This window comes from Curvibacter sp. Hmag1.1, assembly GCF_059769165.1.
The window spans coordinates 60,777-87,094 of record NZ_JBMBGX010000003.1; the positions used below are offsets into that span (position 1 = coordinate 60,777).

Here is a 26,318-nt window from a genome sequence, read left to right on the forward strand (position 1 = left end):
TTGCCTATCATCCATGGATTTGCATGACAAGTCTTCTTGAGGCTCCCGCCATCCTTGTTATTGAATAAAGAAATGAAGTCAAAATGGAAAATCAGAATGAGCGAGTGACCACCGAATTGAAGGGCCTTGAACTCGCGATCGATGCGCCAGATTGGGCAGTGGAATCATTGCAAGATTCGCGCTTCATTGCTAAAGGCTCGTATTGCAAAGTCTTTGCCGGTACCGCACCAGATAAAGTAGTGAAAATTTCGCATTCCAAAGCTGATTTGAATGCGCTTGAAGTGCTTGCCGGTGCATCTCATCACTACCCAGCTACCTATCGTCGCTTTGACAATGCCGCCATGCTTGATGGCAGCAAATGCCATGCAATCGAATTGGAGCGTGTGCTGTTGGCCCCTGATTCAAAAATCCGCACTCTCACGGACTTTTTGTATCGGCGCAAAGAGCACAACAGGCTCTTTTCATTGATGGAAGCAGCATATTTGATCCAGACGGAAGAGCGATTTGGCGCCGAATACCCGAAAAGTCTGGGGGCTGCCTTGCATTTGCTGGCGGAGTACGTACTTGCGAATCATGGGCCTTCTGTGAAACCAGACCTGTACACGACGATCAACTGGGGAATCAGGGGTGATGGCGAGCTCGTGATCATCGACCCAATGAATTACCCCCCCGAGTTCGAAATGGCTCAGTAACTTTTGCGTCCCAATCCCCGCCCAACATGCCGCATGTATGTGACGGCAGAAGGCAAGCTGTCAGGTCTGGGAGGCCGCGAACGCCGGCCGTAGTGACGCCGCCGCCCCAATACAGACGACGATACGGCGCATCACGAGACCGGCAAGGTTGTGCTTATGTCATCCCTCCTTCTATCTCGTCACCAGTTTAGCCCGAGACCCGGAAAAAATTTCGCAAGAGGCACGCAATCGTTGTGGTATCGGTTCAGGTAGGAATGCCTTGTCTATGGACCCCAAGTTCTACATCAATCGCACTGGGTGACAGCTACCGAATAGCGCGTCTCCCCTTCGGGGCCGGGCTCTGGTGCTGCGCATCGAGCCTGCGCTGAGCTTGTCTCGCCCCTTACGGGCTAACGATCTGGCTTCGCCACCCTTCGGGCCTGACGCCTTCGTGCCTGGCGGCGCTGCGCGCTGACGCTTGCGGTGGATGCGGGGGCAATGACAGACGGGTGCAAAGCACCCGTAGGGCAGGGGAGGGAACGGGCGTTGCCCGTAGCGTGGCTAACTGCCACGCTGGCTTGTCTTTCAGAGCGCGAAAGAGGTGCAACTGGAGTGCTGGGGGAATAGCACGCGGGTGGAATGAATGGAAGGCGTAGACCATGGCCATCATGGGGGCCACGGCCCCCATACCCCCTAGAGATACACCACCGAAATCGACGTAATTTTGTTTGGATACGTTGCAAATAATGCTTGCATATAGACCGGAAACCGGACTATAATATGGGCATGTAATCGGCAGCGATTACGTCCGAGCCGGTCGGTTACCGGATGGCTCTCGATGGGCTCTTTGGAGAAAATAAATGGCTTCCTTTAACTCCTTCACTTTGATCGGCAATCTCACAGCTAATCCAGAAATGCGTTACACGCCCGCTGGCGCGCCCATTTGTACATTTTCTATTGCTGTCAACTCGCGCCGCAAAGATAGCGATGGAAAGACCGTTGATCACGTTGATTTCTTCAGAATCTCAACCAAATTCAAACTGGCTGATGTTTGCAATAAATATCTCAAAAAGGGCCGTTCGATTCTCGCCCATGGTGAGCTGGAAAGTTGGCGTAGTGAAGGAAAATTCGGGATTAATTTCATAGCGACCAATATTCAGTTCTTGAATTCTGCAAAAGATGCAGCTCAAGGCGATGGAGGCGATAACGATGGCTGGACAAAGGAAAACCGGGAGTGGGCGGCTGCACTTGATGGCGACATGCCCAATTAACTAACGACAACCAGGAGGAACTAGCCGGAGCTTGGCTTGCTGGTCATTGGATTGACCTGCAAGAGCCTTGCCGACATCGCCATAACACGGCGGTCCGGCGTCAGGTTGCCACAGCTCGCCCATATGGCCAACACTATGACACATTATGACTACACGTTATTAATCGAGAATGCCGAGAAAGAGGCAGCCCGAGGCTGTGGGCAATCAGACGTTCTTTACGAAAACCGGGTACAAGCCTCTTATATCAGCATTCTAGATAACGCTCCAGAATCTGAACGCCTCGCAGTCGAGACGGCACTTAAAAAGCGAGGATATGACCCTGCTTTTACCCCATACGAGCCACAAGCCGGTGAATGTGGATTTTCGGGCATTGACGTGAACTGTTGCCCCTGCGGTCGACATCCGTAAGCACAACCATTAACAGAGCAACTCCATGACAATCCTGCTTTTAATTGCGATATTCATATTAAGCTAATCTCCAAAAGAGACGCTATCAAAACAATAGCGTCTCTTTTGATTGGACTTCAGGCGAAATAATCAGAATTATTTCTTGATAAAATCTCCTGTTTTAAACATCGTAGATGTAGGTTGCGGCGGTCCAGTGCCGGAACTCCCTATGGGTCGTTAGCGTCCCAGGACAATGGCCTCTTATCGAGGCCATGCGGATTCGCTTGTTTTACACGGATCGTTCAACGCTAAGCTTGATCATCGCATTTGGTTGCGACATCAAGGCTGCAACGCCAACCAGATCGGATTATGATCGATTAACAGAGTGTGGTGCTTTTGATGAAATCAAAAGCACGGACGTTACCCACATATCCACTTTCTACTTTTCGTGACTTGCCCACATGAAATGGACAAGTCCGTTAAAAAAATTTCGTCGGGATTGCTGAGGCATCCCACTCAGCAATGGGTCAGTATATATGTGGACGACCAGTTCATGACAGTACTTATCCTAAAGCTGGTGACACTTGGTTTAAGTGTGTACTCATGTCCCGCGAATAATCATTGCTTTACGTGTCATCACTTACAGTGACTTAACCAGCTACCGAGATAGGACGTCGCAGTCCTATTGCAATCCACCACGACCCTGGCTACCAAACTTGGCATTAATGGGACGATGCGCATTAATGCCAAGCTCTCGGTTCTCGGAAGAACAAAATTTTGCATACGCAAAATTCGTAAGTGTCGCCCGTATGTAAACCTCGCACTTTCTGCAGGGCGTTACCACCGTATATGGTGGTAACGCCCTGCAGAAATCCTCGCTGGGATTGCTGGAGCATCCCTCGCAGGCTTCGAGGCCACATGTGCATGTGGCCAACCAGGCTCTGGGCCCACCCATACAACGACGTGGACAACCGGTCTTCCACGGTGATTTTTAGCACACATTACGCACGCCTGCGGCGTGCATTGATTTCACTCCTAAGTTCATGTTTTTATTAGAAATTGTTTGCATGGCAACAATTGGAAGTCAATCCAAAGTCAAAATTCATAAAATAAAAAATCATTATTTATCAATAACTTATACAGCATGGCAGCGCATGGCAACTTCTAAAAGTGAGCGTTTGACGAATTATTCGGTTCGTCTCCCAGATGAGACCTTACAGCTTCTTTCTGAACGAGCTGTCAGGGAGGGTGTGAAGCCCGGAGAGCTAGCTCGGCTGCTATTGAGTGAGGCTTTGGGCGCCAGTGTGCGCACTGAGAATTCAATTCGTCTGGCGGTTGAGACACTTCAGAACGATCTCAAAAGCGTGATGGACTCTTTCGAGTCCAGTGAGTCAAAAATGCTCTCCATCCTTGCCATGATCCTATTAACAAGGATTAAGAGTGAGCGCATTGCAGATAATGCTGTTGAAGATTTTATAAGACAAATAATCTTTGAAAGTCAAGATTTAGGCGATGCATTGAAAGTGGCATTCAGGCCGAAGGAGCACTAATTTGATAATCCCTGTCAACTTTACTTCCGTTAATTCGCAATCCGCCTTGACGCCAGGGCCATATGAATGGCGGGTAGATGTTTATATGAACGCTGATTTAACAGCTTGCGTTCACTCATTTCGATTGAGTGGCGATTTATCTCAACGCATCAGCTGCATTGATCTGTTTATTACCCTTAAATCGGGGCTCTCCTATGCTGCAGATTTTCTTCGCCTTAAAAATGGGCGTTGGCGGGATTGTCATGGATTGCATGCGGATACCATCGAAGAGCTGATGCCAGTAGAGCTGGCAACTTCAAAGATCATATTTCAATACGAAATGAACGACTTTATTGTGGAGTTGCAATGAGTGCAAAGGCTGGAACGGATATAGGTGTTGGTCGTGCATACTTATGGACGCGAATTAGACTTACACTGGAAGCTATTCGGACTTGTGTCTATTTTGGTTTTATACCTGGTTTTTTAATACCCTTGACATTGTGGTTCTGGTATTGCACACCTGAGTCATTTGATGTCGTTAAGTTAAACATCCTTGCTAAGTTCCTTTCACCCAATAAGGCAACACTGTGGTTTATACGTACTGAATCCGGTGCGGGGCTTTTGTCTGTATTGAATGACCGCACTTTATGGGTTCAACACATTAATCCAAATGACGCGGTTATTTTAATAAATCGCCTTTCTTCGGCATGGGCTGACTTTATTGTTCGTTTTAAATGGTCTTTGTTTATCGGATTTTTGTGTTTTTCAATTGTGTTGATGTGGGAGTCTTATGCCGGAAGAATTTCACGGTTAAAGATCTACTTGCGTGGTGCTGCTGACATTTTGAGCGCAAAACAGTTAAATAGGCTTGTTAGAAAGCGCCGGCAGAAAAGCAAGTTTTCTCTCGTTGGTGTGTGGCTTCCAATAGGTGCTTTAGTGCGCGGTGTTTTGATTGAGGGAGCTAACGGCAGCGGCAAATCAGTTGCTACCAATGACCTCATGCAACAAGTATTCAAATCCGGATGCAAGACTATTATTCACGATTCATCGGGAGAATATTTCAGACTGCATTACAGACCTGGTAAAGACTTCTTCTTTAATCCGACAATGAAGGGTTCGGTTCCTTGGTCGATTTTTACCGAGTTAAATCGCAGCTATGACGCAGATGAATTGGCCAGAGCCTTTTTGCCGCCAAAACAAGGACATAAAAGTGCCTCTGGGTCCAATGCGTTCTTTGAGGATGCTGCAAGGGCTTTGTTTTCGGTGATCTTGTTGCGTTTGAGAGAAATGGGCGCGGTAAATACGTGCGATATCGCGCGGGTGTTTTTCGAGATGCCGGATGCCGAAATGGATGAGCTTATTAAGAAGACTGTGGCTAGCAGTGCGGTTGGTGGTGACAGCAAAGGCCAGAGACAAGGTGTTATCTCATCCATTGCGATTTATTTGAACGGCATTGCAGCCGTTAATGAAGGCAGTTGGTGCTTTAGCGAATGGCTTAATGCGAAGGATGACTCACGCTTCTTTTTACTAGGCAGTGAAGATACGCATGCGATGATTAGTCCGCTTTTTCGACTGATTTTATCGGTCGGGTTCACGGCGATTGCTGCAAAACAAGAAATCGTACATGAGCCGCGCTATGTATTTTTTTTGGATGAGTTGAATAAGCTGGGTGATATTAACGTCGACAACGTCGCCACCACGATGCGTAAATACGGTGTTTGCCTTGTTCCGACGGTTCAGTCAAGCGCTCAAGTTGTAGATATGTTGGGTCCTGAGAGGGGGCACACAACCCTTAATTGTCTGAATACCAGTTTGCTGCTTTCGGCCAACGACGACAAAATGCAGAAGGCAGCAGCCGAGCGGTTAGGTCGGCGTGAGGTGTCTATAGCGGGGTCTAACCAGGCATTAGCCGTGGTTGAGGCAAGAGACGCAGCGGGGCTTACCCGTAGTCAGCACGAAGAGTGGTTGGTCATGCCAAGTGAGTTCGGTTCGTTAGATCCTTGCCAAGGGTACCTAAAATTACCAGGCTCTTATCCGGTCGCAAAGGTTGATTATTCATCCTGGGTAACGCCAAGCCTTTTCTGGACTCTAGTGGGTTTGGAACGACTTGCACCAACGCGGGTCAATCGATATCAACCCAGCGCAACCTTGCCAGTCCGGGATTCACGATTTGCGGTGCTGCCATATGACATTGATGCAGAAACCGGAGAGGTGATCCCTAAATCGTTTGAGGTCATTTCAACCATGATCAAAGATGTGTTGAAAGAGGCACCCAAGAGTCCTTACGCCGCCCAAGAGGGGTCGTCGGCGACAGCTGACGGCGGCAAAGATGGACAAGCGGTCGTGAAAGAAAATGTCCAAGAACTGGAATCCTCACCGTTGAGCGAACCGAATGCGCAAGTCAGTGTGCTTAAAGACACAAAGCCAGAAAACAATGCTACGCGCGTAGACACGGGTATGCGTTGGGGCGAGCGAGCATTGTTTGACGCTGGACGGAGGCAAGATTGAAAAAGCTCGTTTTTCTGGCCATGGTGGTCCTGGTCGTTGGTGTAGTTCTTTTTTGGCGAGATGTATGGTATTCGGTGTCCACATCAAGCCCGGTGTCACAACCAGGCATGTTCTCAGCAACTAAAGCTCCAGTCAGGGTCATCGCTGAAAGCGATACATCCCTTTACCGGATAGCAAAGGTTGCAATCACACCATCCGCCTTGGACGGTGAAATCGTCATTAGTCTGGAGCTTCAGAACTTAGGCACGGCCGCTCGTGCATTTCCAGCGCTCAAAGTGCGGTTACTCAAAGGCTCAAGCGTTTCGCGCGAGGTTATGGTCGCGCCGGATGCATACGAGCATCCGGGCAAATTACTTCAAGCGCACGCTGTGCGGCTCACCTTAGCTGTTAAAACCGAAGAAAACGCAGTACAGGTGAGTGTTGCAACCGCAAGGGAAGTAGGTCAATGATCACGATTAGCGCCATAAAAAGTGCTGCTGGAGCTTCTGACTATTTCGCCAAAGCGTTTGACATAGAGGCTAAACGGTCGGCCGACAATTATTATGTCAACGAGACAGCACCTGCCCAATGGCGTGGAAAAGGCGCGGAATTGTTGGGGTTGAGCGGCCAGAACGTAACGCGATCACAGTTCAAAGCGCTGCTCGATGGACATGTCGCTAACCCTATTACCGGAGAAATCCAGCGGCTGGACGAAAATTCCAAGCAACGCAGGCCCGGATTCGACTTGCAAATCGCACCTCCGAAATCGGTCTCCATCGTTGCATTGGTGGGAAAGGATGAGCGTGTCGTAGCGGCACATAAAAGGGCCGTGGAGACTGCGATGCGTGGCTTTGAAACCTACGGAGCGCTAGCCCGCGCACGAAACAACGGCGAGCCGCAAGTATTTCGCACCGGCAACTTGATATGGGCAACGATTCTTCATGAATCCAATCGTTCGAACGAACCACAGCTGCACTCGCACAATGTTGTACCAGCAATCACCTATGACTCAGATTCAACGACTTGGCGAAGCCTGACGAATGACGAAATTCTGAGGATACGTACCGAGATGGACGGGCGCTACAAAGCAGCACTCGCAAAAGATCTTAAAGAGCTAGGCTACGAACTGCGCACCGACCGAAAGGCGGGGTTTGAAATCGTAGGTATCAGCAAAGAGCAAATTACGGGTTTCAGCACACGTAGTGAACAAATTGAGGAAATGCTCGCGAAATGGGGAATCAAACGCGACGAAGCAGATTACGCTCAGCGACAAGCTGCGGGACTCGCAACGCGGGATGATAAAAATGAGTTAACGAGGCCACAGCTTGATGAGATTTGGAGTGTCAGGGCTACAGAGCTGGGCTTAAACGCAGATGCGCTAGTCAAAGCTGCGTTGACCAAGGCAATGAGCCACGCTCAAGAAGTTGGTCAAACCAACAACGAGAGGAATTCAGGTCGCGCTGATGGCACTATAGCGGACCGCGGTCAAACCCCAAGGCTGAGTGAGCGTGGATCTGGTCAAAGTCCGCCAAACAAACCATCTACTCCAAGCCAGCAGATAGGCAAATCTATCGAGCAGATTTTGCATGCGAATCACTCCGTGGCTCCAACCCATGAGTTGGCCAAAAAAGATGCGATTAGATCAGTTCAGTGGGCAACCCTGCATCTTTCGGAAAGAGAACAGGTGTTTGAACGCAAAGACGTGATCGACGCAGCCCTGCGCTTTGGAATGGGCAAGCACCTGGGGCCGGAGGCGGCCGAGTGGGCTATGGACGAACTTGTGCGTAACGAATTTGCCTTGGAATTCGCTCAAGAAGGCAAGCTTCTTGTAATGCTTCGCAGCTCCATGGAAATGGAAGTTCAGATGCTCAAGACAGCGGAGGCCTTGCGCAAGTGGCACAACCCGGTCGTGACCGATACGAATGAGTTTGAAGCCTTTCGTGAAGTCTACGAAAGGCGCGAAAGCGCTTCACGCGGCACACCCTTCAAACTTAGTGGTGAGCAGGCTGTGGCAGCCAAAGATTTACTCATGCACCCCGAGTCCATTCAGGGCGTCCAGGGTGGCGCCGGGACCGGCAAAACAGCGTCAATCAAGTTCGCGGCCATGGTTGCACAGGAAAAAGGTATGTTGGTGATGGGCATGGCCACGACTTCGAGTGCTGCATCTAAGTTGCAGGAGACGTCAGGAATACTGTCTAACACCGTGGCCGCCTTTAATATTGAGCGAGACGAATTGATCGCGTCCAAAAAACAGGAGTTAGCTGCGCTGCAAAAGCGCATCAATGCCGACACGTCACTTCGCGGAAGTGGCGCAGCGCAAATTGAGGTGGCCAAGCTTGATGTGAATATGCCTGGCAAAAATTTTGGTCGTTCGAGGTATGTTTTTGACCATGAAGAAGGATCTGTCTTTCGATTGGAGCAGGGCCTTAGAAGCTCGATTGGCGGGTGGATGCTGGAAAAAAGCCTAAAAGCAGGCCGTTTTGGCGTCGGAGTTGACCCGACGAACCGCGACTGGAGACACCAGGCGGCTATTAAAGTCTCAGTTATTGGGAAGACAGTCTCGCGATCGTTGTCACGCTATGAGATCGTAGACGCCACTGAAAACGTAGAAGCACGTAACTCCCTGCTGCTCAAGCGAAACCAGGCCGTTGTTGCGTTCGGCAGAGTTAGTGCCGAACTGGACAACCTCGCGAAAACGGGCAACGTCCAGGGTAAACAATTTATGTTCGTGCTGGACGAGGCCTCCATGACGGGCACCAAAGACACGCAAATGATTTTAAAGACGGCGAGCGAATTGAATGCACGGGTAGTGGTGCAAGGTGATCAGACTCAACACCATTCCATCGCAGCTGGGCGTGCCATGAAGCAACTTCAAGACTTGGGCGTTAACTTCAACATCTTGAATGAAACGTATCGGTTTAAAAATGCGTCAAATAAGACCAAAGCGGCAATGGACTTGCTAGCTGCAGGGAAGTACCGAGACGCTTTCGAGCGCCTTCCATTTATAGAATATGGGGAAAAAGGCGTACTCAGCGAAGTGGTGGCGGACCAATATGGAAGAGCAATGGATTCGTTGCGGGAAAAAGGCATTGATAAGCCAACGGTTGGGGTCGTTACGCTAACCAACGCAGACAGAAAGGACGCTTCATTCGCGGTGCACCAGATGCTATCGCAGCGAGGTGATATTGATAGTAAGAACTTCTCGTTCGAGCACTTCGATATGTCTAACTTGACAACTGTTCAAAAACGGTTTGTCAGTGAAATGATCGAATGGCGAAAACATACAGATAAAAGTTTCACGGGTGGACAGGTAGAGCTTTACGCAATATTCAACAAGGCCTATTTGAAGAAGAGCATCGTTAAGCATGACATCATAAAAATCACAGGTTTTGATTTGAATAAAAACCTTTTAAAAGGCACAAGTGAAGTCACCGGCAAAGAAATGACCTTCAACCCAAGTGTTGAAGATTTCTTCTCATTGGCCAAAAAAGAATTCCGAGAGTATGCTACTGGCGATAAAGTTGTTGCTCGGCACATTATCAATTTGAATGACGGTCAATTCACTCGAACCGAAGGAACAGTCCTATCCAAGCAGGCAGAGAAAGACCTGACACGCATAAAGAATGGACTTTCAGGTAAAGTAACTTCGCTCGATTCGAAGTCAGCAACCATTGAGTGGGCTGATGGTCGCACCATTACTTTAGATACCAAGCAAATGCGAATGGTGGACTGGGCTTATGCACGAACAAGTCTTAAAGAACAGGGAAATGACAACCACGTTGAGTTATTTGCCCTGTCATCAACGGGTAATTTTATACTAAAAGAGCGCGCCGCTTATGTTGCGGCCACACGCGGAAAAATTGATACGGTATTGATCACGCCAGCACGTAAACAAACACTTGATGCGGTTGCCCGAGAAGATAAAAAGACTATTGCAATGGAAGTGCAGAAGAGTCAGTCAATTGACGAGTCTATTGGTCAAGTATGGAAGAAAATCGTGGCTCACCGTGAGCGTAATGGCCAGACCACTTCAATCACCAATATTCCAGCAACTGAACTGACTCCAAAACAGCAACAAAACTCGCCAAGTTTGGTAAGAGGAAGGTAATCAGTAATGTTTGCATAAGAAACAATATGGAATCAGTTGAACTCGTTATCACTACAATTATTTAATGCCCTTACTTGAAAGAAAAATATGTCAACACTTGCTGAACTTCTCTCGCAACGAGAATCCCTCGAACAAGCTATTAAGGAGGCCAGGGATGTGGAAGTCTCTAAAGCCGTAGCGACAATTCAGGGACTCGTTGAGCAATATGGTATATCGGCGTCAGATATATTTGGCGCAAAAAAGTCCGCTAAAGTCAACGGTAGCAAAAAAAGTACTGTAAACGCTAAATTCAAAGACCCGGTAACTGGTGCGACCTGGTCTGGCAGAGGGAAAACACCCAAATGGTTAGAAAATAAAGATCGTTCCCAATTTGCAGTTGCCGGCTAACCAGAAGTAGCACGGGAATACTATACTTAATTACAGTGCGTATTCCAGTGAATACCGCCGCCCGTTCCAGTTAAAAGTAGGTCACTCATTCCAGTACTATGGCTTCCGATTGAATAATGGGCCAATGGGGATGTGGCGTAAATCTTGGACTGGTTTATGTCGCACCCCCGACTGTCAATTTTAGGTCGGCGGCAATAAACAAGGGTCGATAAAGCTCAACGGCAGTGTCGCGGTCTTGAATCTCATAAGTGGTCATCTGAGCAATAATGTCGTGCTCTCGCAGGTGAGCATCGACGAGGTCGTGTAATAGGGCGTCGCCGTGTTCGGAGAGATGGACACCGTCGCTCCAGAGATTCAGACCGCTACCGGCGCCGAACTGCCGTGAAGTTGTTTTGAACGCCGTCCAAACGTTTATGAAGGCTGCGCCTGCCGCCGCTGCGACCTTTTCTGCAGCAATGTTGTAACCCTCAAGGATTTCATTCCCGGCAATGATGTCTATGGAATCATCCCAACCGAATGGCGTCTCGCCAATGCAAATGACCTGTCGGGAGTTCGCCGTGAGGACGGAGAGTATCTTCTCGTAGTTGGCTGTGAACTCCGAAAGGTCGACAGCTTCAGCGTTGCGGCCTTGGAGGCCGCGCCAGACGTCATTGATTCCGCAGCCGAGCATGCTGATGGAAGCGGAGGCGAGATTCTTTCCGAAATGGTTGTGGACGGTTTTAAGAATATCTCTAGAAGTCGCCCCGCCAGCGCCGTAATTACGGAATGCGATATCCAAGAATGGCCAACGGGTTTGCAGGGTTGTGTGTAGACGGTTAACGTATCCGCGGTTGCACCAACCCTCGACCATGACGTTTGAACCGACCGCTGGTAGAGCGGCCTGATTAGCCATTTGGGCGTTGAAACCTTCGAAGTGCTGCATGATGCTGGTTCCGAACCAGTCGACGACAATCTTCATACGAGGAAGCTCATGCAACGAGGCGTCAAAGGTGCGCTTCGGAGCGGCAGGACAGCCCACAGCCATGGTGTTGGGGCCAATCGAACGGATCACGGAAGAGTTTGCTCCGATGATTGTGTTCTGTCCCACACGCACACCAGCAGTTATCGATACTTTGTTGGAAATCACCGCCCCATTTTCGATGATGATAGGCGCCCCAATGAATCCGCTTTCCCACGGTGTTGGCGGCCCTTTTGATAATATCCCTGTGCGGTCGCGATGGTTATGGTCATGCAAGTCGACCATGTTGGATATTCCTACGCCGTCGCCAATTTGAATTCCAACCATAGCTGAGATGAAGGTGTTCTCGCCAATGGCCACGTCATTGCCGATGATAACTGTTGCACCACAATGCACTTGAATAGTTGTACCGCGTCGAATTGATACGCGGTCGCCAAGCACCAGCAGAGCACGCTCGTCAATTTCGACGCACAAATCGGGTGGAAGGTCACATTCGGAACCGATTTTTATGGCTTCTCCGAATCTGGTCTTCAGATAGTTTGAAACTGAACTTATCGTCATATTGTGATAATTCCTTGGCTTGTGTCCGTCTAGCGTCGCGACTTCCAAGTCGCGTTGAAAGGCATATCAGACACCACTTAGGTGCTCCTTTGTTATCAAGATTCCGCCAATGGCGAGCGCATCTAGCGGAGTGGAATAGAAAGTTCGCAATGCGTCGGTCGGAGTACAAACGACAGGTTCGGCTTCGTGATTGAACGAAGTATTTAGCACGGCTGGCACTCCAGTCTCCTTTGCTAGACCACTAAGCAAGTCGGCATATCGAGGCTGTGTTCTTGGATCAACGGTTTGGGGACGCAAGCTCCCATCGACGTGCACGGTTGCTGGTATCTGAGTGGCGCCATCTTCGGTTGCCTGATAAGCAACTATCATGAAGTCGGCGGGGCCGGGGTTGCTTATGTAGGCGTTAGCTGCGCTGGTAAGGATGCTCGGAGCAAGAGGGCGCCACAATTCACGTCGTTTTATGTCACGATTAATGCGGTCGCGCGTGGCGACGTTGCGTGGGTCGCCGAGTATGCTGCGGTTGCCAAGGGCGCGTGGGCCCGCTTCCGCAGGCCCTTGGAACCAGCCAATTACCTGTCCCTGGGCGATGTGTCTAGCAGCTATCGCGGCAATGCCGTCACCGTGGCAGGTATGGCTGATCTTATTCTCGCGCAAAGTGTCGGAGATCTGAGCGTCGGTGAAGGCGGGGCCCCAAGCTGAAATTCTCTGCCGCGCACCGGGTATCTTGAGGCTGCCTTTTCGGCGAACGCATTCCAGTGCGGCGCCGATGGCACAGCCAGCATCACCGGCTGCGGGTTGCACGAATATTTCGGTGGCACCAGAGTGTTGGTATAGAACTCCATTGGCGGAGCAGTTAAGTCCAATACCGCCCGCGATACACAGTCGGTTGCAATTGGTTTCACGCATCGCGATCTGGGCAAGAGTCAACAGGTGTTGCTCTAGAGCGTGCTGAGCTGAGGCAGCTAGATCAGCTTGAGCTTGGGAAAAACTTGAGTCGGTAACTATACGTCCGGTGCGTGAGCAATACGACCCTTTACGGTGGTGGGCCGGAACACCCAAGTCGGTGTAAGCCGCTTCATAGGCTCGTTTAAGGGCGCGGTAGTATTCGAGATTCGAGTAGTCAGTATCGCGCCCACGGTTCGGCGGCAGCCCGTATCCGGTCAAATCTAGTCGATATCCATCATTACTGTCGGCCCTCAGGAAATCGAAATCGTATATGGGCTGACCGTAGGCGGCCAGACCCATAAGTTTTCCAGTACTGGTCCAATCGCCCAAGCCCAGGTGTTCAGCGACGGTCTCGTAGAACCAGCCCAAAGACTGTGTGAACGGGTACTGGCGCAGGGCGGTCAGCCCCGAACGAGTACCGTGAAAAAGACTAGCTGAAACGCCGTCGCCCGAACCATCAATGACCAATACTGCCGCTTCTGTGAAGCCAGAAGGATAAAACGCTGAGGCAGCATGGGAAATGTGGTGTGGTATGCAGGTCAGCTGTTTGACTGTTGCTCCGTCAAATTTATCGGGATTAAGTAATTCCCTTATCAATTCGCGGTCGACAATGTATTCGGCCATATCTGGCCACTTAGGATTGAATGCAATTGCAATCTCATCGAGATCCTGTAGAGCAATGCCGGCTTTCGCAAGACAAAACGCGGCGGCGTTGGCGCATGAGCGGGAGTCTTTATGGTGCTTGCGGCGCGAAAAGCGCTCTTCTTCGACGAAGGCAACAATATTCCCGTTAGTGTCTACTAGACACGCAGACGCGTCGTGATAATAGGGACCACCAAGTCCTAGGATGTAGCCCATCAACTGTTCACTCCCATAACTTTGCGGTCAGCGCTGCTAATAAGTAAGCGGCGGGTCTCAGCCAAGACTTCGGTGGGGCTTATCGATTCCATGCAGCCACCGACTCCGCCGCAGGTGACCTGATGTGCGCACGGCGAACAAGGCAGGGGGCTCCGGAGGGCGGCTACGGTCGTTACATGTTTTGGGATGACCTCTGCGCCATTGCTTGGTCCGAGTAACAGCACACATGGTGTCGAATGTGCCAAAGCGAGATGGAAGCCGAAAGAATCTCCGGTAACGACAACGTCGCAACGGGGGACGACGGCTGCGAATTCTTCGATCGACATTGGGGAGTAGTGCACTCGGCCGCCACAATAATCGCGAAAGCTCAGTCCGCGATGCAAGGATTGACAATTAATTTCGTCAGTAGGACCACCAGTGATAACGAGTTCGCAGTCTTGCTCCAGCAAGGCAAATCCAAGCGAGAGCCAATGTGCAGCAGGCCATATCTTGGTAGATAGGGATCCGCCTAAGTTCAGGCAAACTCGCGGGCGATCTGTGACAGGAAGCATCCCGGCTACCCTTGCGAGAGCGAGTGGAGGAACGTGCAACACGTATGGCTCCTGCTGGTATTTGAAGCCCGCAATGGAAAAGTACAACTCTGTCCACGTGGTGGTATTCAACCGGGTTCGATAATCGTTCCACGTATTTAATAGAAAAAAGTGTGCAGCAGCGTCGCCTAGGGCGTACAGCCCGTTCTGAGAGCCGCCGTAAGCAAGACCGGCTTTATGGTCTGCTGAAATACGGTCGACGAGGCTTGCCGCCGACGGACTTCGCTCGAAACTGTAGACAGCCGTGAACCTCTCGGACATCAAATGGGTCACTGTGTGCCAATCGAAAAGTAGGATACGGTCAATATCTGGATTCATCCTCAAAATGGGTGCGCAAGCTTCGTCAACAAGCCAAGTGATGTGTGTTGCCGGGTTTTCGCGTTTTATCCGAGCTGGAAGTGGTGACGCTATTAGCATGTCGCCAAGCAATCCGAGCATTACGATCAGAACACGCTTTTGGATTGGCGCATAGTTTGGACAACTGGGACAAGCGCGGAGATACTTGCAAGGAAGGCCCCCGGCAAAATACCGGCAGTCGGACTTCCATGCGAATTTCTGATGTTGGAGCTCACTTCTGCATAAGGTTTCGGGTTGAGTCATGTTGGGGCGTTCTTTAATAAGCCGGCTCGGACGATTTCAATGAGCGGTTGAAGTAGCATCCCGTCGCTGCAGGGATAGCAGTTAAGCAAGGTAGCGACTCGGTCGCCAGCGCGGCCAACATCCACGCGATCGATTAGCACCGCACCAATGATGGAGGCGATTTCTATCATTTCTGCACTGCCCATTCCCCGCCTGGTGACCTCCTGCACGCCGAGGCGCAAACCTACCCCCGCTGCGAGATACGGCACTTCAATAGCGTTTACGACGATCCCCGCGTTTAGCAACAATCTGCTGCCTTCAGCTGGCTTAATGATTGGTGCCACATCAATCCACACCTGATGCGAGCGAGTGAATCCAAGGTCGGCTCCGCAGACCGTGAAACCTAATGTCTCCAAAGCCGCAGCCAGGGTCTGAGCGTTGGTGACGGTCTTCTTAGCGTACGAATTACCGGTTTCATGAAGGTCTGCGACGGTAATAGCTAGGGCCGCAACGTCCGCGGAGTGGTGATGTGACACCCAGTGCCCTGCATGCGTGTCAATGCACCCGGCAAAATGGCTACTGTTCGTGGCAAGTAAACCCTTGTGCGGTCCAGGAAACGACTTGTGGGTCGAGGCTGTTAGGACATCGGCGCCTTCACCGAGTGGGTTCTGGAATTGTCCACCGACAATCAGCCCAAGCACATGTGAGCCGTCGTAGCATATAACCGATGCTGGTCCAACGGCTGCTCGAATTGCAGGCAGGTCGTGCGGGAATAGGCACATGAAATTATCAAGGTATACCAGCACCGGACCGGCCAAATTCCGGGAATTAACAAGCGAGTGCAAGGCGTCTACGTCGACGGTGTATCGTTTCGGATCAAACGGCAGGCAGTGGTGGCTACGGCCGAGCTGACGGGTGATAAAGCGGGTAGAACCATGGCCTCCGTCGGTCTCATCGATGCTCAGAACCGTTCCTCCGGGGTGAGATAGTGCGGATATCGCGACTGTCATAGCGTTGAGGCCTGACACGGGCTTTATATTGACAAACGACGCGCCCAGCAAAGTACGAAGACCTTCCGCTGCAGAGCGCTCGATCATGGCGAGATCGTCGTTACCTGGCCAGGCCCAATTGGGGCCGGTAGTAGGAAAACTGTAGCGCTGCAGCACATCGGAGACGTAGGGCAACCGTGCTGCTGTACCCAACGTGTTCTCGCTGGGAATCAAGTGCAGACGACTCATACTGTGTCTGTGAAATCGCTCTACTAAATCGACAAGCTCTACAAGCTTCGAGTTTTTCACGTAATCTCCCGACGGTGCAGAACTACCTGGACTGGGCAGGCTGGGGCCTTGACGGGCAGATATCGGACCATACTTGGAGCTGGCCCGGCTAGGCTAATTCGGTGAGCGCCCAAAACCGCTTTCGCTAAAGTGACAGCTAGCAATTCAGCGAACTGCTTACCAGGGCAGGCATGCACACCCCGCCCGAAGGTCAGCAGTCCTGTTGCGCTTCGCACATCGTTAAACCGATTTCCTATGAAAGACTCAGGATCGTCGGAAAGGTCGGCTTGCAAATGGTTCACCGACGGCGAGTATGCCGCGCACCAGCCCTGCGGAATTACCCCATACGGCGTGGCCAGTTCCACGAGTACTTTTCGACGGCTGAGAACGTTTGGCGAGTGCCGCCGCTCGGTTTCCCACAACATGGACCGTAAAGTGGGTGGGACTGCCCCTTCAGCTACGCAGATCTCGTTGGCTATTGCATTCGCTGCAGTGGCCGACTGGGCGAGTTCAATCAACAACCAAGTCAGAAGGCTGGCAGTTGTCTCTCGAGCGGCGATCATCGCTGCCAACATATGATCCCCAACATCCAACAGTGTGGTGTACCCATTCGCCACGAAATTCGAAAGCATATTCGGGCCTGGTGCGCCAGATAGTGCAACCACCTGTCGGGCAACCATGTCGCGTAACTCGTTAGCGGCGGCCCACCCTCGTCGGTATATCGGACTTTCGACGCGGGTGCGGGAATCCACATCAGTCGCATCAACAAATGCGGAAAACAAATCGGGGAAATACTGAGCGTCTCCGCCGCAAGGTGGCAGGCCTAGAATCAAGCTAGAGCATACTTCGAGGGTGAACTCGCGGGCCGCCTCGTAGATTTCAAACGGGCCGATTTCTGACCATCGCTCGACATGGCTCTCTGCGAGTTCTTTAATAGCTGGAGTCATGACTCGCAGGGATTTGCCCGTCACCGCACTTCGCAACAATTGTTGTGCCTGACGATGTGGCCCGCCGGAAAGGTTGAATATGGCTCGGCCAAAAAGTTCGTGTACCAACGGTGTGTTGTAAACAGCCAAATGGTCGCGTTCTGCTCTGAACAGAACTGCCGCTCCAAATTGACCGCCAAATATTGCGGTCGGAACTCCGTCAAGTTCAACCGCAAACATATCTCCGTACTCACGGTGCCGGCGCAGTAAAAATGCAACCGGGTCTGCATAAAACTCACCGCTTGCACCTTCGACCAAGCGGGGCTGCGCCGAAGAAATCACGCGGCAACCTTAGTGCAGCTCGTCGCAAGTGCGTTTAGACCTCTTGCCACGATCGCGTCATGATCGATTGGAGTAGGTGCAATGTCCGGCCGGCAATTGCAAGACAATGGCAGGTCAGATAGGTCACCACTTTCGCTGTAGCGCATCAGAGCGTCGACAATGCCATCTGCGCACGCTGGGCAACTACTCGGGAAGACAGACTCAAAGTCGGTGCCGCGCAGGTTAATGCATGCCACCCGCACTGCTGCAATATTATGTGCACTTCGTACCGCTTCAACTACAGTCCAAAGGTTCGGTGGTTGGTACATGCCATTCTCATAAAGGTACCAAGCAACCGTTTGGCGAGATACTCTGGTAGGACACAGAGTGACTCCTTCAATTCCCAAATCGCGTACGTAGGTGACCGACTGCACTACGTCCGTAATTGCCTCACCATCCGTCAAGAGCGGTGGCTTGATCATTAGATAGATTTTTGGAACAACCAGATGCTCACGCATTACCACCAGAGCTCGCTCAAAAGCCAGCTTCGTGATCTTTGTATTGACCAGTGTTTCGCGGACTAGGTCATCCGATGACTGCAGCCCGACGCCGATCTCTAACTTCACCTGCCCAAGCTTTTGAACGAAAGGGCCTAAAGCCTCATCAGTAATAAATTGCGGCAGAGATTCCACAATGAGGTGCGTGATCCCTGCAGCAGCTACACGCTCAGCAATCTGCAATTGCACAGTGTGTGGAATCTCGCGTGGCGCGAAGAATGAACCGTCGTTGTAGAGCGCCAGCACTGAGTAATCAGGCTCCCCCGTAGTACGCGCTAAGACCGCGTCCACCTGCTCCAAAAGCGCAGCTGGGGAGCGTCCGAGGCGATAGTTGTTCTCATTTGTGAAGGGGCACATCGTGCATGTTGGTACCGAACATCCGCCCGACATGAGGATCACCTTCTTTCGCCCTACCACCACCCCGTTTGGTTGACGCAATTGATCATAAGACACAAACCTTGGCACATCTGGACGGACAAAGTCCGACCTTTTCCGAAGATTTAGCGATAGCGACGTGAGTGACCTCCGGAGATGGGCCTCAGAAACGCTCAGAAGGGCTTTAGTCATCTTTCCTATCTCCGGGGTAAGCGCACTACGGTCTGCGCCGCCAGAATTTTCTCTGTCGACCGCAATCAAACTTCGCATAAAAGTCCACGATTCCAAAGTAGCAGGCTACTTCTTTGGCATTCAATCTACTGTTGATGCACTCTTCAAACCGAGCCACTATTTTTGATTTTGTGGATCGTTTATTTGATCAAAATAAAGATCTTGAAATCATCTTATTTGTTCAGTCAAATACAATTCTGGCGAAAAGAAGTTGATTTCGGTACCTGGGAAAGGTCTGAACAACTACCCCTGATGCGGCGATTGATCAATCCGATTTCATCTGACGTGTATATTCCAATAAAATTGGCCACCCATTCCAATTCGAACTCTGCGAGCTGCTCCAGTCCAAACAAGGCCACTATGCCGGTGCAAACTTTGGCTGCTGCTTGAATAATGAACTAATGAGGGCGGGCAAGCCTTAGAATTAGTGTTTAACCATTTACGCCGCACCACCTAATTCTGAATTTTGCGGGACCGACTTATTGGAGATTAGCTTTGTTTCAAAATTTACAAGGGTTCATTTCTACCAATCAACGATAGTTAAAAGACTTCGGTGGGCATTGAATTGACTTTTCAATGACGGCATTTCAGATCGCAAAAGCTTTGTTGTTTGAAGCAAGTGCTCTATACCCATCAACTGTCAGTTGTTTACCACATTTGGATTCATAGTCAGCCATAAAGAATTTATTTGATATCCCCCTGGCCCCCTTGGGTTGACAGCCGTTACACCCGTTAGAAAGACATCCGCTTGCGAAACAAAGTTAAATGATCGTTATACCGAAAATATTTAAGTAGCATAAAGTCGACAGTTTCTCAAAAATACTAAAAAAATATATCGACTATTTGCAACGGTCGTCCGCAGCAGCTACGCAGCGTGTCCATATCGCTTTTCTGGCCTGAAAATCGGCTTCACGGGCAGCATCAACCGCCTCTTCAGTAGTATCAATTCCCAGCGCGGTAGGAATTGAACGGATAAACAGGTCCTGTGCAAGTTCCAGTGTACGTTCTTGTTTGTATGCAATCAAAATTGCACCATTGGCCCATACCTTTTCTCTAGGTCCAATACGCTTGAATTCTAAAATCTTGTATTCAGGTAATGCATCAATATCCAAGCCATCTAACGAAACGGGGATTGCGATCGTAGCGAGAGATCTAGGTAGGTCCGCAATATCATTCATGGCCGATCCGCCAATGCCTGTTGCAAACTCAGATCCAAGCTTCGCGCCTAAGCCGACCATCGTAAAGATGCTCAGAGCATCGCCAAAGAAAGACTGAGTTTTCACCTTAGATACGAGCTTTTCAGGATCTCCGGCCTTAATCACCGAATATTCGTAAATTTTGCGATGTGCATGTAAAAAAGGCTTAATGTCTCCTGACTGAATAAGCAGGCTTTGTTGTATATATTCCCAATTTCCTGATCTGTCCGGACTCGCTTTACGTTTCTTAATTTCAGGAACAATCGCTTGAGCAATAGGGTTTTCCGGTATGTTACCGTTTCCAGTTGGGGTTCCTAATTTTGATTGATTAGCATCGTCATAAAAATAGAATGTGAAATTTCGATTTTTAATAGGTAGCTTAAGATTTTTGGACTCAATTTCGTTCGGAGTCCATATATCAGACCGCCTAACAATGAATACATCCGCTTCATCAAATGTTAGACGTTGCACATCTGTAGCGTAAACCAGATTGCTTAAAGAAAGTCCTACTATTGCAATGAGGATCTTCATCATGGTTTTATTAATCCTTTTTTGACTAACGTTTTTTTAATATCTGTACATGATTTCGCCTGTATCGCAAACGCGTTTCGTTCAGCCCAAGCACCATTAAGTTTCATTTCAAAATCAAGAACATTTTCTTTGTTCTTTCGATTTGTGTTTTCGATGGTTATAATTTTTTCGGATAGTTCCGACATTTCTTTTTTTGCTAAGTTGATCTCGTTTTGCATTCCATAAAGGCGTGCTAAAGCAACTAAAAGAAAGCTCATTAAAGCAAGAATGGCAATTATTGGGATGCCAGTTAGAATGATATTTCTCCGATTTATTGAATAAAGCATGTTATTTGCCTTGCATGGTTGGATTTGCTGAATTATTTCCTTGGGCGCTGCCCTTGAATAAATTGCCTTCGTACGTTTTTTGATAGCTCCCCTTAATATCCGAGGGATCGTTATTCTTTGCTTGGTTAAGCATACTTTGCGTGAACTCTGAGAAATCAATTTTCGAAAAATCTATCTTTGACACGTCTTCAATTGTTAGTCCGGCACAATCGAAAAGTGATCGACCCATTTGAATTTTGCCCTGAGTATCAATTATTTTAGCCAAAATACTGTTGTAACTACAGTATTCAGATGTCCATTCAATACATGTATCTAATATTGGTATTTTGTTGGAGCAGAACTGCCTTATGAAAACGCTTAGGTTAGCTCCGCGGTGTAGTGCCAACAGTTGTTCATCTGCACTGCAAGACGCAAGATCAGTAATTATCTGAATGGCAACATTGGCGGCAAAAATATAGGGATTAAATGTTACGTAGCCGGACCCAGCTTGGGATTCCCATAAAGTTTGAGAAGCATTCATAAAGCCCGAACCAGCAGCGCTGGCCGCGCCAGTTCCATATGTAAAACCATAGGCACTCAATGTTAAGCCATTGCTCGCAAAATTAGTGCCTGTAACAAGATGTTCTGAATTCTGAACAATACTAGAGTTACCGGTTGCAGCTATACTACTTGCCATACCCGCAGTGAATTGATTTGATTTGTACATGGTATCAAATACGTACGGTGATACGGTGTCTATTGCTTTAGCTCCTGCGTATTTGGACACTGAAAATGCACCCGATAGCGCAAGTGACATTGCCTGGGAATTGGATTTGGCACCAGGTGAGCTTTTGCAGCAGTCTTTAATTCCAAAATAACCAGTTTTGCAACTCTCGCTAACACCGGCGAACATGTTGTTGCCACCTTCACCATAAACACTTGCCTGACGTGCAATTTCCATAGCCAGGGCTGCTTTTGAGAAACTCTGATTCGCTTTTGAATTCGCCGGTATTTGCGGTCCACCGGACAGGGCACCATTTGAGCAAATGAGTTGCGTAGTCTGCTGTGGTGCTTTTGTTTGGCATGAATATGTATATTGCCACTGATTGCAAGCACCAGATTCGGCAGTTTTAGAAATACAGTCTGTCTTTTGCATAGAACAAGCTGGATTACTTGATAGCGGCTTGCATGTGTCAACATTCGTACCAGGATCAACACAAGCATATTTATAACTATACTGCCAGCAGGATTGAGCGACAGTTAATGCCCCGATGGGGATTGTTGCATCTTGCAAGCAAACTGTATCTCCCTTAGACGTTGTTTTGCACGGCATCTGATCAATACATGTTTTGCTGTCCGGTATTTGACGACATTGACCTGGTGCGTATGTCTGTGATGACGCATTCACTGTGAATAGCAATATGGCAATAAAGGAAACGCGTTTTAACATCACGGCGTTCCCAAAAGTTGTCCGGCGCTGTTTTCATAAGCTGTACACGTTGACACCCACGACAGCTTGCTAGATTTAAATATGCAGTATCCATTTACAGCGGCACTCCCATCGACGCATGAATACTGGATCGTCATTGGAATCGTGATAGTAGAGGAACATGTACTACCTGAAAGTGTCGATCCGCTAGGGCATGAATATATGATTGACGGATTCTGCGAAACTGTTGTTTCGCAGATTGAACCAGATAAGACAGTATCAATTGGACAGGAGTAGCTGACAATGTTGGCTGAGGTAGAGCTAGTAGTATTTGTCGAGCAAGTAGAGCCATTTAAAATAGATCCGCTGGGGCAGCTATAGACTGGTGAGGCTGACGTTGTGATTGTCTTTGTGCAGGTTGTTCCGGAAAGATTGAAGTCTGATTGGCAACCGTATATTGGTGTGGCGGGATTTGAAGTTGTAATGGTCTGGGTGCAAGTCGAACCGCTGAGATTTTGACCGGGCGGACAAGAGTAAGTAATAGTAGCAGTAGAAGATATCGTGGTTAAGCAACTGCTACCAGAAAGTGTTGAACCAGTTGGACATGTATAACTACCTATGGTTGCTGTTGTTGTGACGGTACCATTACATGTCGCGCCTGACAGCGTTTGCCCAATCGGGCATGAGTAGTTTGTTTGTGAACCGTAAACACAGACAGTCTGATCCGCATCACCTGGCTGCAAGTCATATTGGTAGAGAAATGGTACTGACAATGCGGGGCACCAACCGTTAGACAAATAACTTAACATGCAAGTACTCGGAGATGTTTGCACTGTTTCGGCTGGGCAACTATATGTTGCGTTTGCAGCTACTGTCGTTGCCATCGAACAATTGTGATAATTGGTCGTATAGCCCTTTGGGCATGTGAAATTCGGGGTAGCCGCAGTTGTGTTTGTATATGTACACAATGAGCCTGATTTGCTGTAGTCAGTTGGGCAAGAGTAGGTTGTTGTTGCTGGCAGAATGGAATTAGATGTCGAATTGCAAGTTGAGCCAATTAAATTTTGCCCACTTGAACAAGCATAACTGGCAATGGTGGCTACTTGTGTACTGGTAGTGAGGCAATTAGAACCAGACAAGCTGGCGCCAGCTGGGCAGGAATAACTCGCTATGTTGGCGGCAGTAGAACTAGAGGTGCTTGTCGAGCAAGTGGAGCCAGTTAGCACAGCTCCGCTGGGGCAACTATATATGGGCGTGGCTGACGTTGTGGTTGTCTTGGTGCATGAGGTGCCCGAAAGATTGAAACCAAAAGGACAAACCAATTCCTGTTTCGCTGCGCCAGTGCTATCGTACTGACAATAATCCCCGGATCGGATTCCCTGAGGACAAAAATTGGTTTTGGTTGCACTCGTCGTCGTCGTTTCGACGGTAATGTTCGTATATTGCGAACAAGATTGAATAGAGGTGTCTTGACTTTGTATACATACTTGTGTTTCATATTGCGCTGGGGAGGTCTCTACCGTTTGAGGAGTGCACACATCCATGTTTTTTAGCTGGGTCGTTAGTGCACTTTTTGATGTTTGTCTAAACATCGAATCATTTGCTGAGATTTGTTCGGCGTATCCGCTGTTCTGTGCATTAGCCCCATACGTGCCCTCACAATTCGCCGCTGAACCTTGGTTCTGGCCGTAGTTACCCAACACGGCTTGTTGTGAATTCGACGGATACATGCATCGGGTTGTCAGCACGTTGATCGCCTGACACTCCTCGTCTTTGCTGGGATCGGTGCCTTGCGAATAGCTGGCGCAGTTTCGTTGGGCTTGTTGCCCCATGAAAGTCAACCCGCTGGCCTTGGCCTTTTGGAATTGGTCAAACGTGGTTGATGGGCTTGAAAACATTCCAAGACCACTAGGCATCGATGAAGGCACAGTACCACCCCCAGGCAGAGCCGAAGGATTTGCGATTTGCTTTGTATTTTGCGGCGCTAACGTATTAGCAAAATCCAACGCCTGCTGAGTTGTAGCTGCTGTTTGGGCAAAAGTGCCAACAGAAGACAAAAGTGCTAGTCCTGCAATAGGAGCAAGTTTCAGAACTGATCGCAAAATTTGGTTTACGGCGTGGACCATAAGTTCAATTTGCAAAGAATTTTTGTTTTGCCTGCTCATGTGAAAACGAACCAGATTCGACTGCCCGATCAATGGCGGTCTTAACCTCTAAGGTATCCTGCGGCACTTTGCCGTCAGTACAGAGGACGTCTGCAGGAATCAGTGGCTTGCCTGGGTCGCAGGTTTTCCAGGGGGGCCTACCGTCTTCACAAATATTGAGCTGGCCACCAAGTTGACTAAATACCTCCATGCCTTGACCAATGGCAAAAACAATGCGGCCGCATGTTTTTTGATTGCTGAACCTTTCGATGCGCTTTGCAACAAGGTACAAAGTAGCGCTGCTGCCAGTTTTTGCGAGTACTGCAGCTGCGATCTGCTCAGTCTCCGGTGTCTTCTCTAAAGGTACACGAACCGAGCCATCAGTCAGCGCCTTAACGAAGGGGTGATTTGGATTGATGCCAACAACGCCGGGTTGCTCAACTATGTCATTGGCGTAAACGCGCAATACTAAAACTGTCATGCAACTCACAATCAATCCAATCGATATGAGCGGCTTGGTCTTCACGGTGTCCCCTCTTTTTGCTTAATGGCATTCGCGAAATAGGTTTCGTCGATAACAGAAAAGGGTAAATACGGTACTGCCCATGAAAGATGAATGCCTGGTGACTGTCGCTGGCGTTCTAGAGCTTGGACTTCCATCATCACAAACGCTTTTGTGGACGGGTCCGCATTGCAAATCTGAACTGGTAAAGGTTTGTGCTGCAGTGCATCGATGACTTGCCGGTACCGACAATTTTGGGTCAGTGCTTCTGGCGAATTGATTTTGCTGGTTATTTCAAGAATTGCATACAATCCGTCTATAACTCCGAGTGCATAGGCGCCCTTGAGGTCATCAATGCGTTCAGAAAGAGTGAGATCAGTCCTTACGGTTGCGGCCGCCATCTTGGCCAATCTGGATGAACATCGAGCCGCAAATGTCGTGACTTGTGCTTTGTCAATCCGATTGGCAATGAATGCTCCAAGACCGCAGACGCGCCCGGACGAATCCATTTCATGGGCGTTTGCGCGAGCGAGTTCCAGCAGAGCGTTACGTGGGTTGCTTGTGCCATTTTCTTTCCCGTAGAGAGCAAGCAGAGCCAAGTTTAGGCGTGCTGCCGCATAACCGGACTGAGCGGATGCGCTGTAGAACTCCTTCGCGCGAGCAATATCGCGCGAAAAGTTGTTGAGCCCATACTCATGATAAAAACCGAGGATATTTTGTGCTTCAGCATAATCGCGACGTGCATAGTCTCTGATTACGGCCAGGTTTTTAGAGACGTCAATTCCTCGCTGTAAATTGATAGCAGCAGCAATGATGATTTCACCGCGCTCAGCATTGCGTACCAGATGTTTCCCGTAGCGCAAATCATTGAACACCTCTTTGACAGTGTCGCTTTGCTGTATCCGAGATAGGACGCCAGCGTTTTGGGCCTTCACAGCGTCTTTCAGATCTCTAAATTCTGCAGTGTCTAGTTGCGTACTAAGTGAATTCCCAGTATTTGCTTGTGACTTAGTGATCGTTTGAGCCGAACCAGATTGAACTACCAATACACCTACCAGAGCCGTCATAGCGTATCCCGCAGCCATTGACCGGCGCCTGTGCAGCTTCAGTTGATCATAAAAAAAAGGCATGAAGAATGTGCTTGATTGTTAGAGCAAGCAAATATGAAAATTTAGTATATATTACTATGCATT

General features: G+C 49.3%; 19 protein-coding genes. 8 read left to right on the forward strand and 11 right to left on the reverse strand.

All coding sequences use genetic code 11. The features are described from left to right. The first annotated feature begins 104 nt into the window (after positions 1-104). From ACOAP0_RS19560 to ACOAP0_RS19595, 8 genes are all read left to right on the forward strand, one after another. Positions 105-692, forward strand: a complete 588-nt coding sequence (locus tag ACOAP0_RS19560; RefSeq protein WP_498374639.1) for a hypothetical protein — start codon at positions 105-107, stop codon at positions 690-692. Between the two features lie 839 nt (positions 693-1,531). Then, complete coding sequence (locus ACOAP0_RS19565) at positions 1,532-1,942, forward strand: single-stranded DNA-binding protein (protein ID WP_498374749.1); 411 nt, start codon at positions 1,532-1,534, stop codon at positions 1,940-1,942. 1,430 nt (positions 1,943-3,372) lie between these two features. Beyond that, on the forward strand, positions 3,373-3,879 hold the full coding sequence (locus ACOAP0_RS19570; RefSeq protein ID WP_498391534.1) for a hypothetical protein: 507 nt from the start codon (positions 3,373-3,375) through the stop codon (positions 3,877-3,879). 85 nt (positions 3,880-3,964) lie between these two features. Next, positions 3,965-4,228 carry a hypothetical protein gene (locus tag ACOAP0_RS19575; protein ID WP_498374747.1) on the forward strand — a complete coding sequence of 88 codons (264 nt, stop codon included), beginning with the start codon at positions 3,965-3,967 and terminating at the stop codon, positions 4,226-4,228. After that, entirely contained in the window at positions 4,225-6,366 is a 2,142-nt protein-coding gene (locus ACOAP0_RS19580) for a type IV secretion system DNA-binding domain-containing protein (protein ID WP_498374746.1), read from the forward strand. Before ACOAP0_RS19575 ends, ACOAP0_RS19580 begins: the two co-directional genes overlap by 4 nt. Next, the gene (locus ACOAP0_RS19585) at positions 6,363-6,815 is read left to right on the forward strand and encodes a hypothetical protein (protein WP_498374745.1); all 453 of its coding nucleotides are present in this window, start codon (positions 6,363-6,365) and stop codon (positions 6,813-6,815) included. The genes ACOAP0_RS19580 and ACOAP0_RS19585 overlap by 4 nt, the downstream gene beginning before the upstream one ends. After that, positions 6,812-10,453 carry a MobF family relaxase gene (mobF, locus tag ACOAP0_RS19590; RefSeq protein ID WP_498391535.1) on the forward strand — a complete coding sequence of 1,214 codons (3,642 nt, stop codon included), beginning with the start codon at positions 6,812-6,814 and terminating at the stop codon, positions 10,451-10,453. Before ACOAP0_RS19585 ends, mobF begins: the two co-directional genes overlap by 4 nt. Before the next feature lie 87 nt (positions 10,454-10,540). Further along, positions 10,541-10,840, forward strand: a complete 300-nt coding sequence (locus ACOAP0_RS19595) for an H-NS histone family protein (RefSeq protein WP_498374743.1) — start codon at positions 10,541-10,543, stop codon at positions 10,838-10,840. Positions 10,841-10,994: 154 nt separating this feature from the next. Here ACOAP0_RS19595 and ACOAP0_RS19600 read toward each other — a convergent pair whose 3' ends face one another. The 11 genes from ACOAP0_RS19600 to ACOAP0_RS19650 form a co-directional block, all read right to left on the reverse strand. Further along, complete coding sequence (locus tag ACOAP0_RS19600) at positions 10,995-12,359, reverse strand: GDSL-type esterase/lipase family protein (RefSeq protein ID WP_498374742.1); 1,365 nt, start codon at positions 12,357-12,359, stop codon at positions 10,995-10,997. A 66-nt stretch (positions 12,360-12,425) separates the two neighbouring features. Beyond that, the gene (locus tag ACOAP0_RS19605) at positions 12,426-14,162 is read right to left on the reverse strand and encodes a carbamoyltransferase family protein (RefSeq protein WP_498374741.1); all 1,737 of its coding nucleotides are present in this window, start codon (positions 14,160-14,162) and stop codon (positions 12,426-12,428) included. Then, on the reverse strand, positions 14,162-15,352 hold the full coding sequence (locus ACOAP0_RS19610) for a glycosyltransferase family 9 protein (protein ID WP_498391536.1): 1,191 nt from the start codon (positions 15,350-15,352) through the stop codon (positions 14,162-14,164). The genes ACOAP0_RS19605 and ACOAP0_RS19610 overlap by 1 nt, the downstream gene beginning before the upstream one ends. After that, a complete protein-coding gene (locus tag ACOAP0_RS19615; RefSeq protein WP_498374740.1) occupies positions 15,349-16,629 on the reverse strand; it encodes a PLP-dependent aminotransferase family protein in 1,281 nt (426 codons plus the stop codon). Before ACOAP0_RS19615 ends, ACOAP0_RS19610 begins: the two co-directional genes overlap by 4 nt. Further along, complete coding sequence (locus tag ACOAP0_RS19620; RefSeq protein WP_498374739.1) at positions 16,626-17,876, reverse strand: cytochrome P450; 1,251 nt, start codon at positions 17,874-17,876, stop codon at positions 16,626-16,628. The genes ACOAP0_RS19615 and ACOAP0_RS19620 overlap by 4 nt, the downstream gene beginning before the upstream one ends. Then, on the reverse strand, positions 17,873-18,865 hold the full coding sequence (locus ACOAP0_RS19625; RefSeq protein WP_498374738.1) for a hypothetical protein: 993 nt from the start codon (positions 18,863-18,865) through the stop codon (positions 17,873-17,875). The genes ACOAP0_RS19620 and ACOAP0_RS19625 overlap by 4 nt, the downstream gene beginning before the upstream one ends. A gap of 992 nt (positions 18,866-19,857) precedes the next feature. Beyond that, positions 19,858-20,748, reverse strand: coding sequence for a hypothetical protein (locus ACOAP0_RS19630; RefSeq protein WP_498374737.1), 891 nt, complete (start codon positions 20,746-20,748; stop codon positions 19,858-19,860). Beyond that, complete coding sequence (locus ACOAP0_RS19635) at positions 20,745-21,071, reverse strand: hypothetical protein (protein ID WP_498374736.1); 327 nt, start codon at positions 21,069-21,071, stop codon at positions 20,745-20,747. Before ACOAP0_RS19635 ends, ACOAP0_RS19630 begins: the two co-directional genes overlap by 4 nt. Position 21,072: 1 nt before the next feature. Further along, a complete protein-coding gene (traN, locus tag ACOAP0_RS19640; protein ID WP_498374751.1) occupies positions 21,073-22,500 on the reverse strand; it encodes a conjugal transfer protein TraN in 1,428 nt (475 codons plus the stop codon). Between the two features lie 2,109 nt (positions 22,501-24,609). Then, complete coding sequence (locus ACOAP0_RS19645; RefSeq protein ID WP_498391537.1) at positions 24,610-25,149, reverse strand: hypothetical protein; 540 nt, start codon at positions 25,147-25,149, stop codon at positions 24,610-24,612. Then, entirely contained in the window at positions 25,146-26,255 is a 1,110-nt protein-coding gene (locus ACOAP0_RS19650; RefSeq protein WP_498374733.1) for an SEL1-like repeat protein, read from the reverse strand. The genes ACOAP0_RS19645 and ACOAP0_RS19650 overlap by 4 nt, the downstream gene beginning before the upstream one ends. Positions 26,256-26,318: the final 63 nt, after the last annotated feature.

Coding starts and splice junctions, on each gene's coding strand:
- ACOAP0_RS19565 (WP_498374749.1), top strand. CDS start 1,532: ATGGCTTCCTTTAACTCCTTCACTTTGATCGGCAATCTCACAGCTAAT.
- ACOAP0_RS19570 (WP_498391534.1), top strand. CDS start 3,373: ATGTTTTTATTAGAAATTGTTTGCATGGCAACAATTGGAAGTCAATCC.
- ACOAP0_RS19575 (WP_498374747.1), top strand. CDS start 3,965: ATGAACGCTGATTTAACAGCTTGCGTTCACTCATTTCGATTGAGTGGC.
- ACOAP0_RS19580 (WP_498374746.1), top strand. CDS start 4,225: ATGAGTGCAAAGGCTGGAACGGATATAGGTGTTGGTCGTGCATACTTA.
- mobF (WP_498391535.1), top strand. CDS start 6,812: ATGATCACGATTAGCGCCATAAAAAGTGCTGCTGGAGCTTCTGACTAT.
- ACOAP0_RS19595 (WP_498374743.1), top strand. CDS start 10,541: ATGTCAACACTTGCTGAACTTCTCTCGCAACGAGAATCCCTCGAACAA.
- ACOAP0_RS19600 (WP_498374742.1), bottom strand. CDS start 12,359: ATGACGATAAGTTCAGTTTCAAACTATCTGAAGACCAGATTCGGAGAA.
- ACOAP0_RS19605 (WP_498374741.1), bottom strand. CDS start 14,162: ATGGGCTACATCCTAGGACTTGGTGGTCCCTATTATCACGACGCGTCT.
- ACOAP0_RS19610 (WP_498391536.1), bottom strand. CDS start 15,352: ATGACTCAACCCGAAACCTTATGCAGAAGTGAGCTCCAACATCAGAAA.
- ACOAP0_RS19630 (WP_498374737.1), bottom strand. CDS start 20,748: ATGATGAAGATCCTCATTGCAATAGTAGGACTTTCTTTAAGCAATCTG.
- ACOAP0_RS19635 (WP_498374736.1), bottom strand. CDS start 21,071: ATGCTTTATTCAATAAATCGGAGAAATATCATTCTAACTGGCATCCCA.
- traN (WP_498374751.1), bottom strand. CDS start 22,500: ATGTTAAAACGCGTTTCCTTTATTGCCATATTGCTATTCACAGTGAAT.
- ACOAP0_RS19650 (WP_498374733.1), bottom strand. CDS start 26,255: ATGCCTTTTTTTTATGATCAACTGAAGCTGCACAGGCGCCGGTCAATG.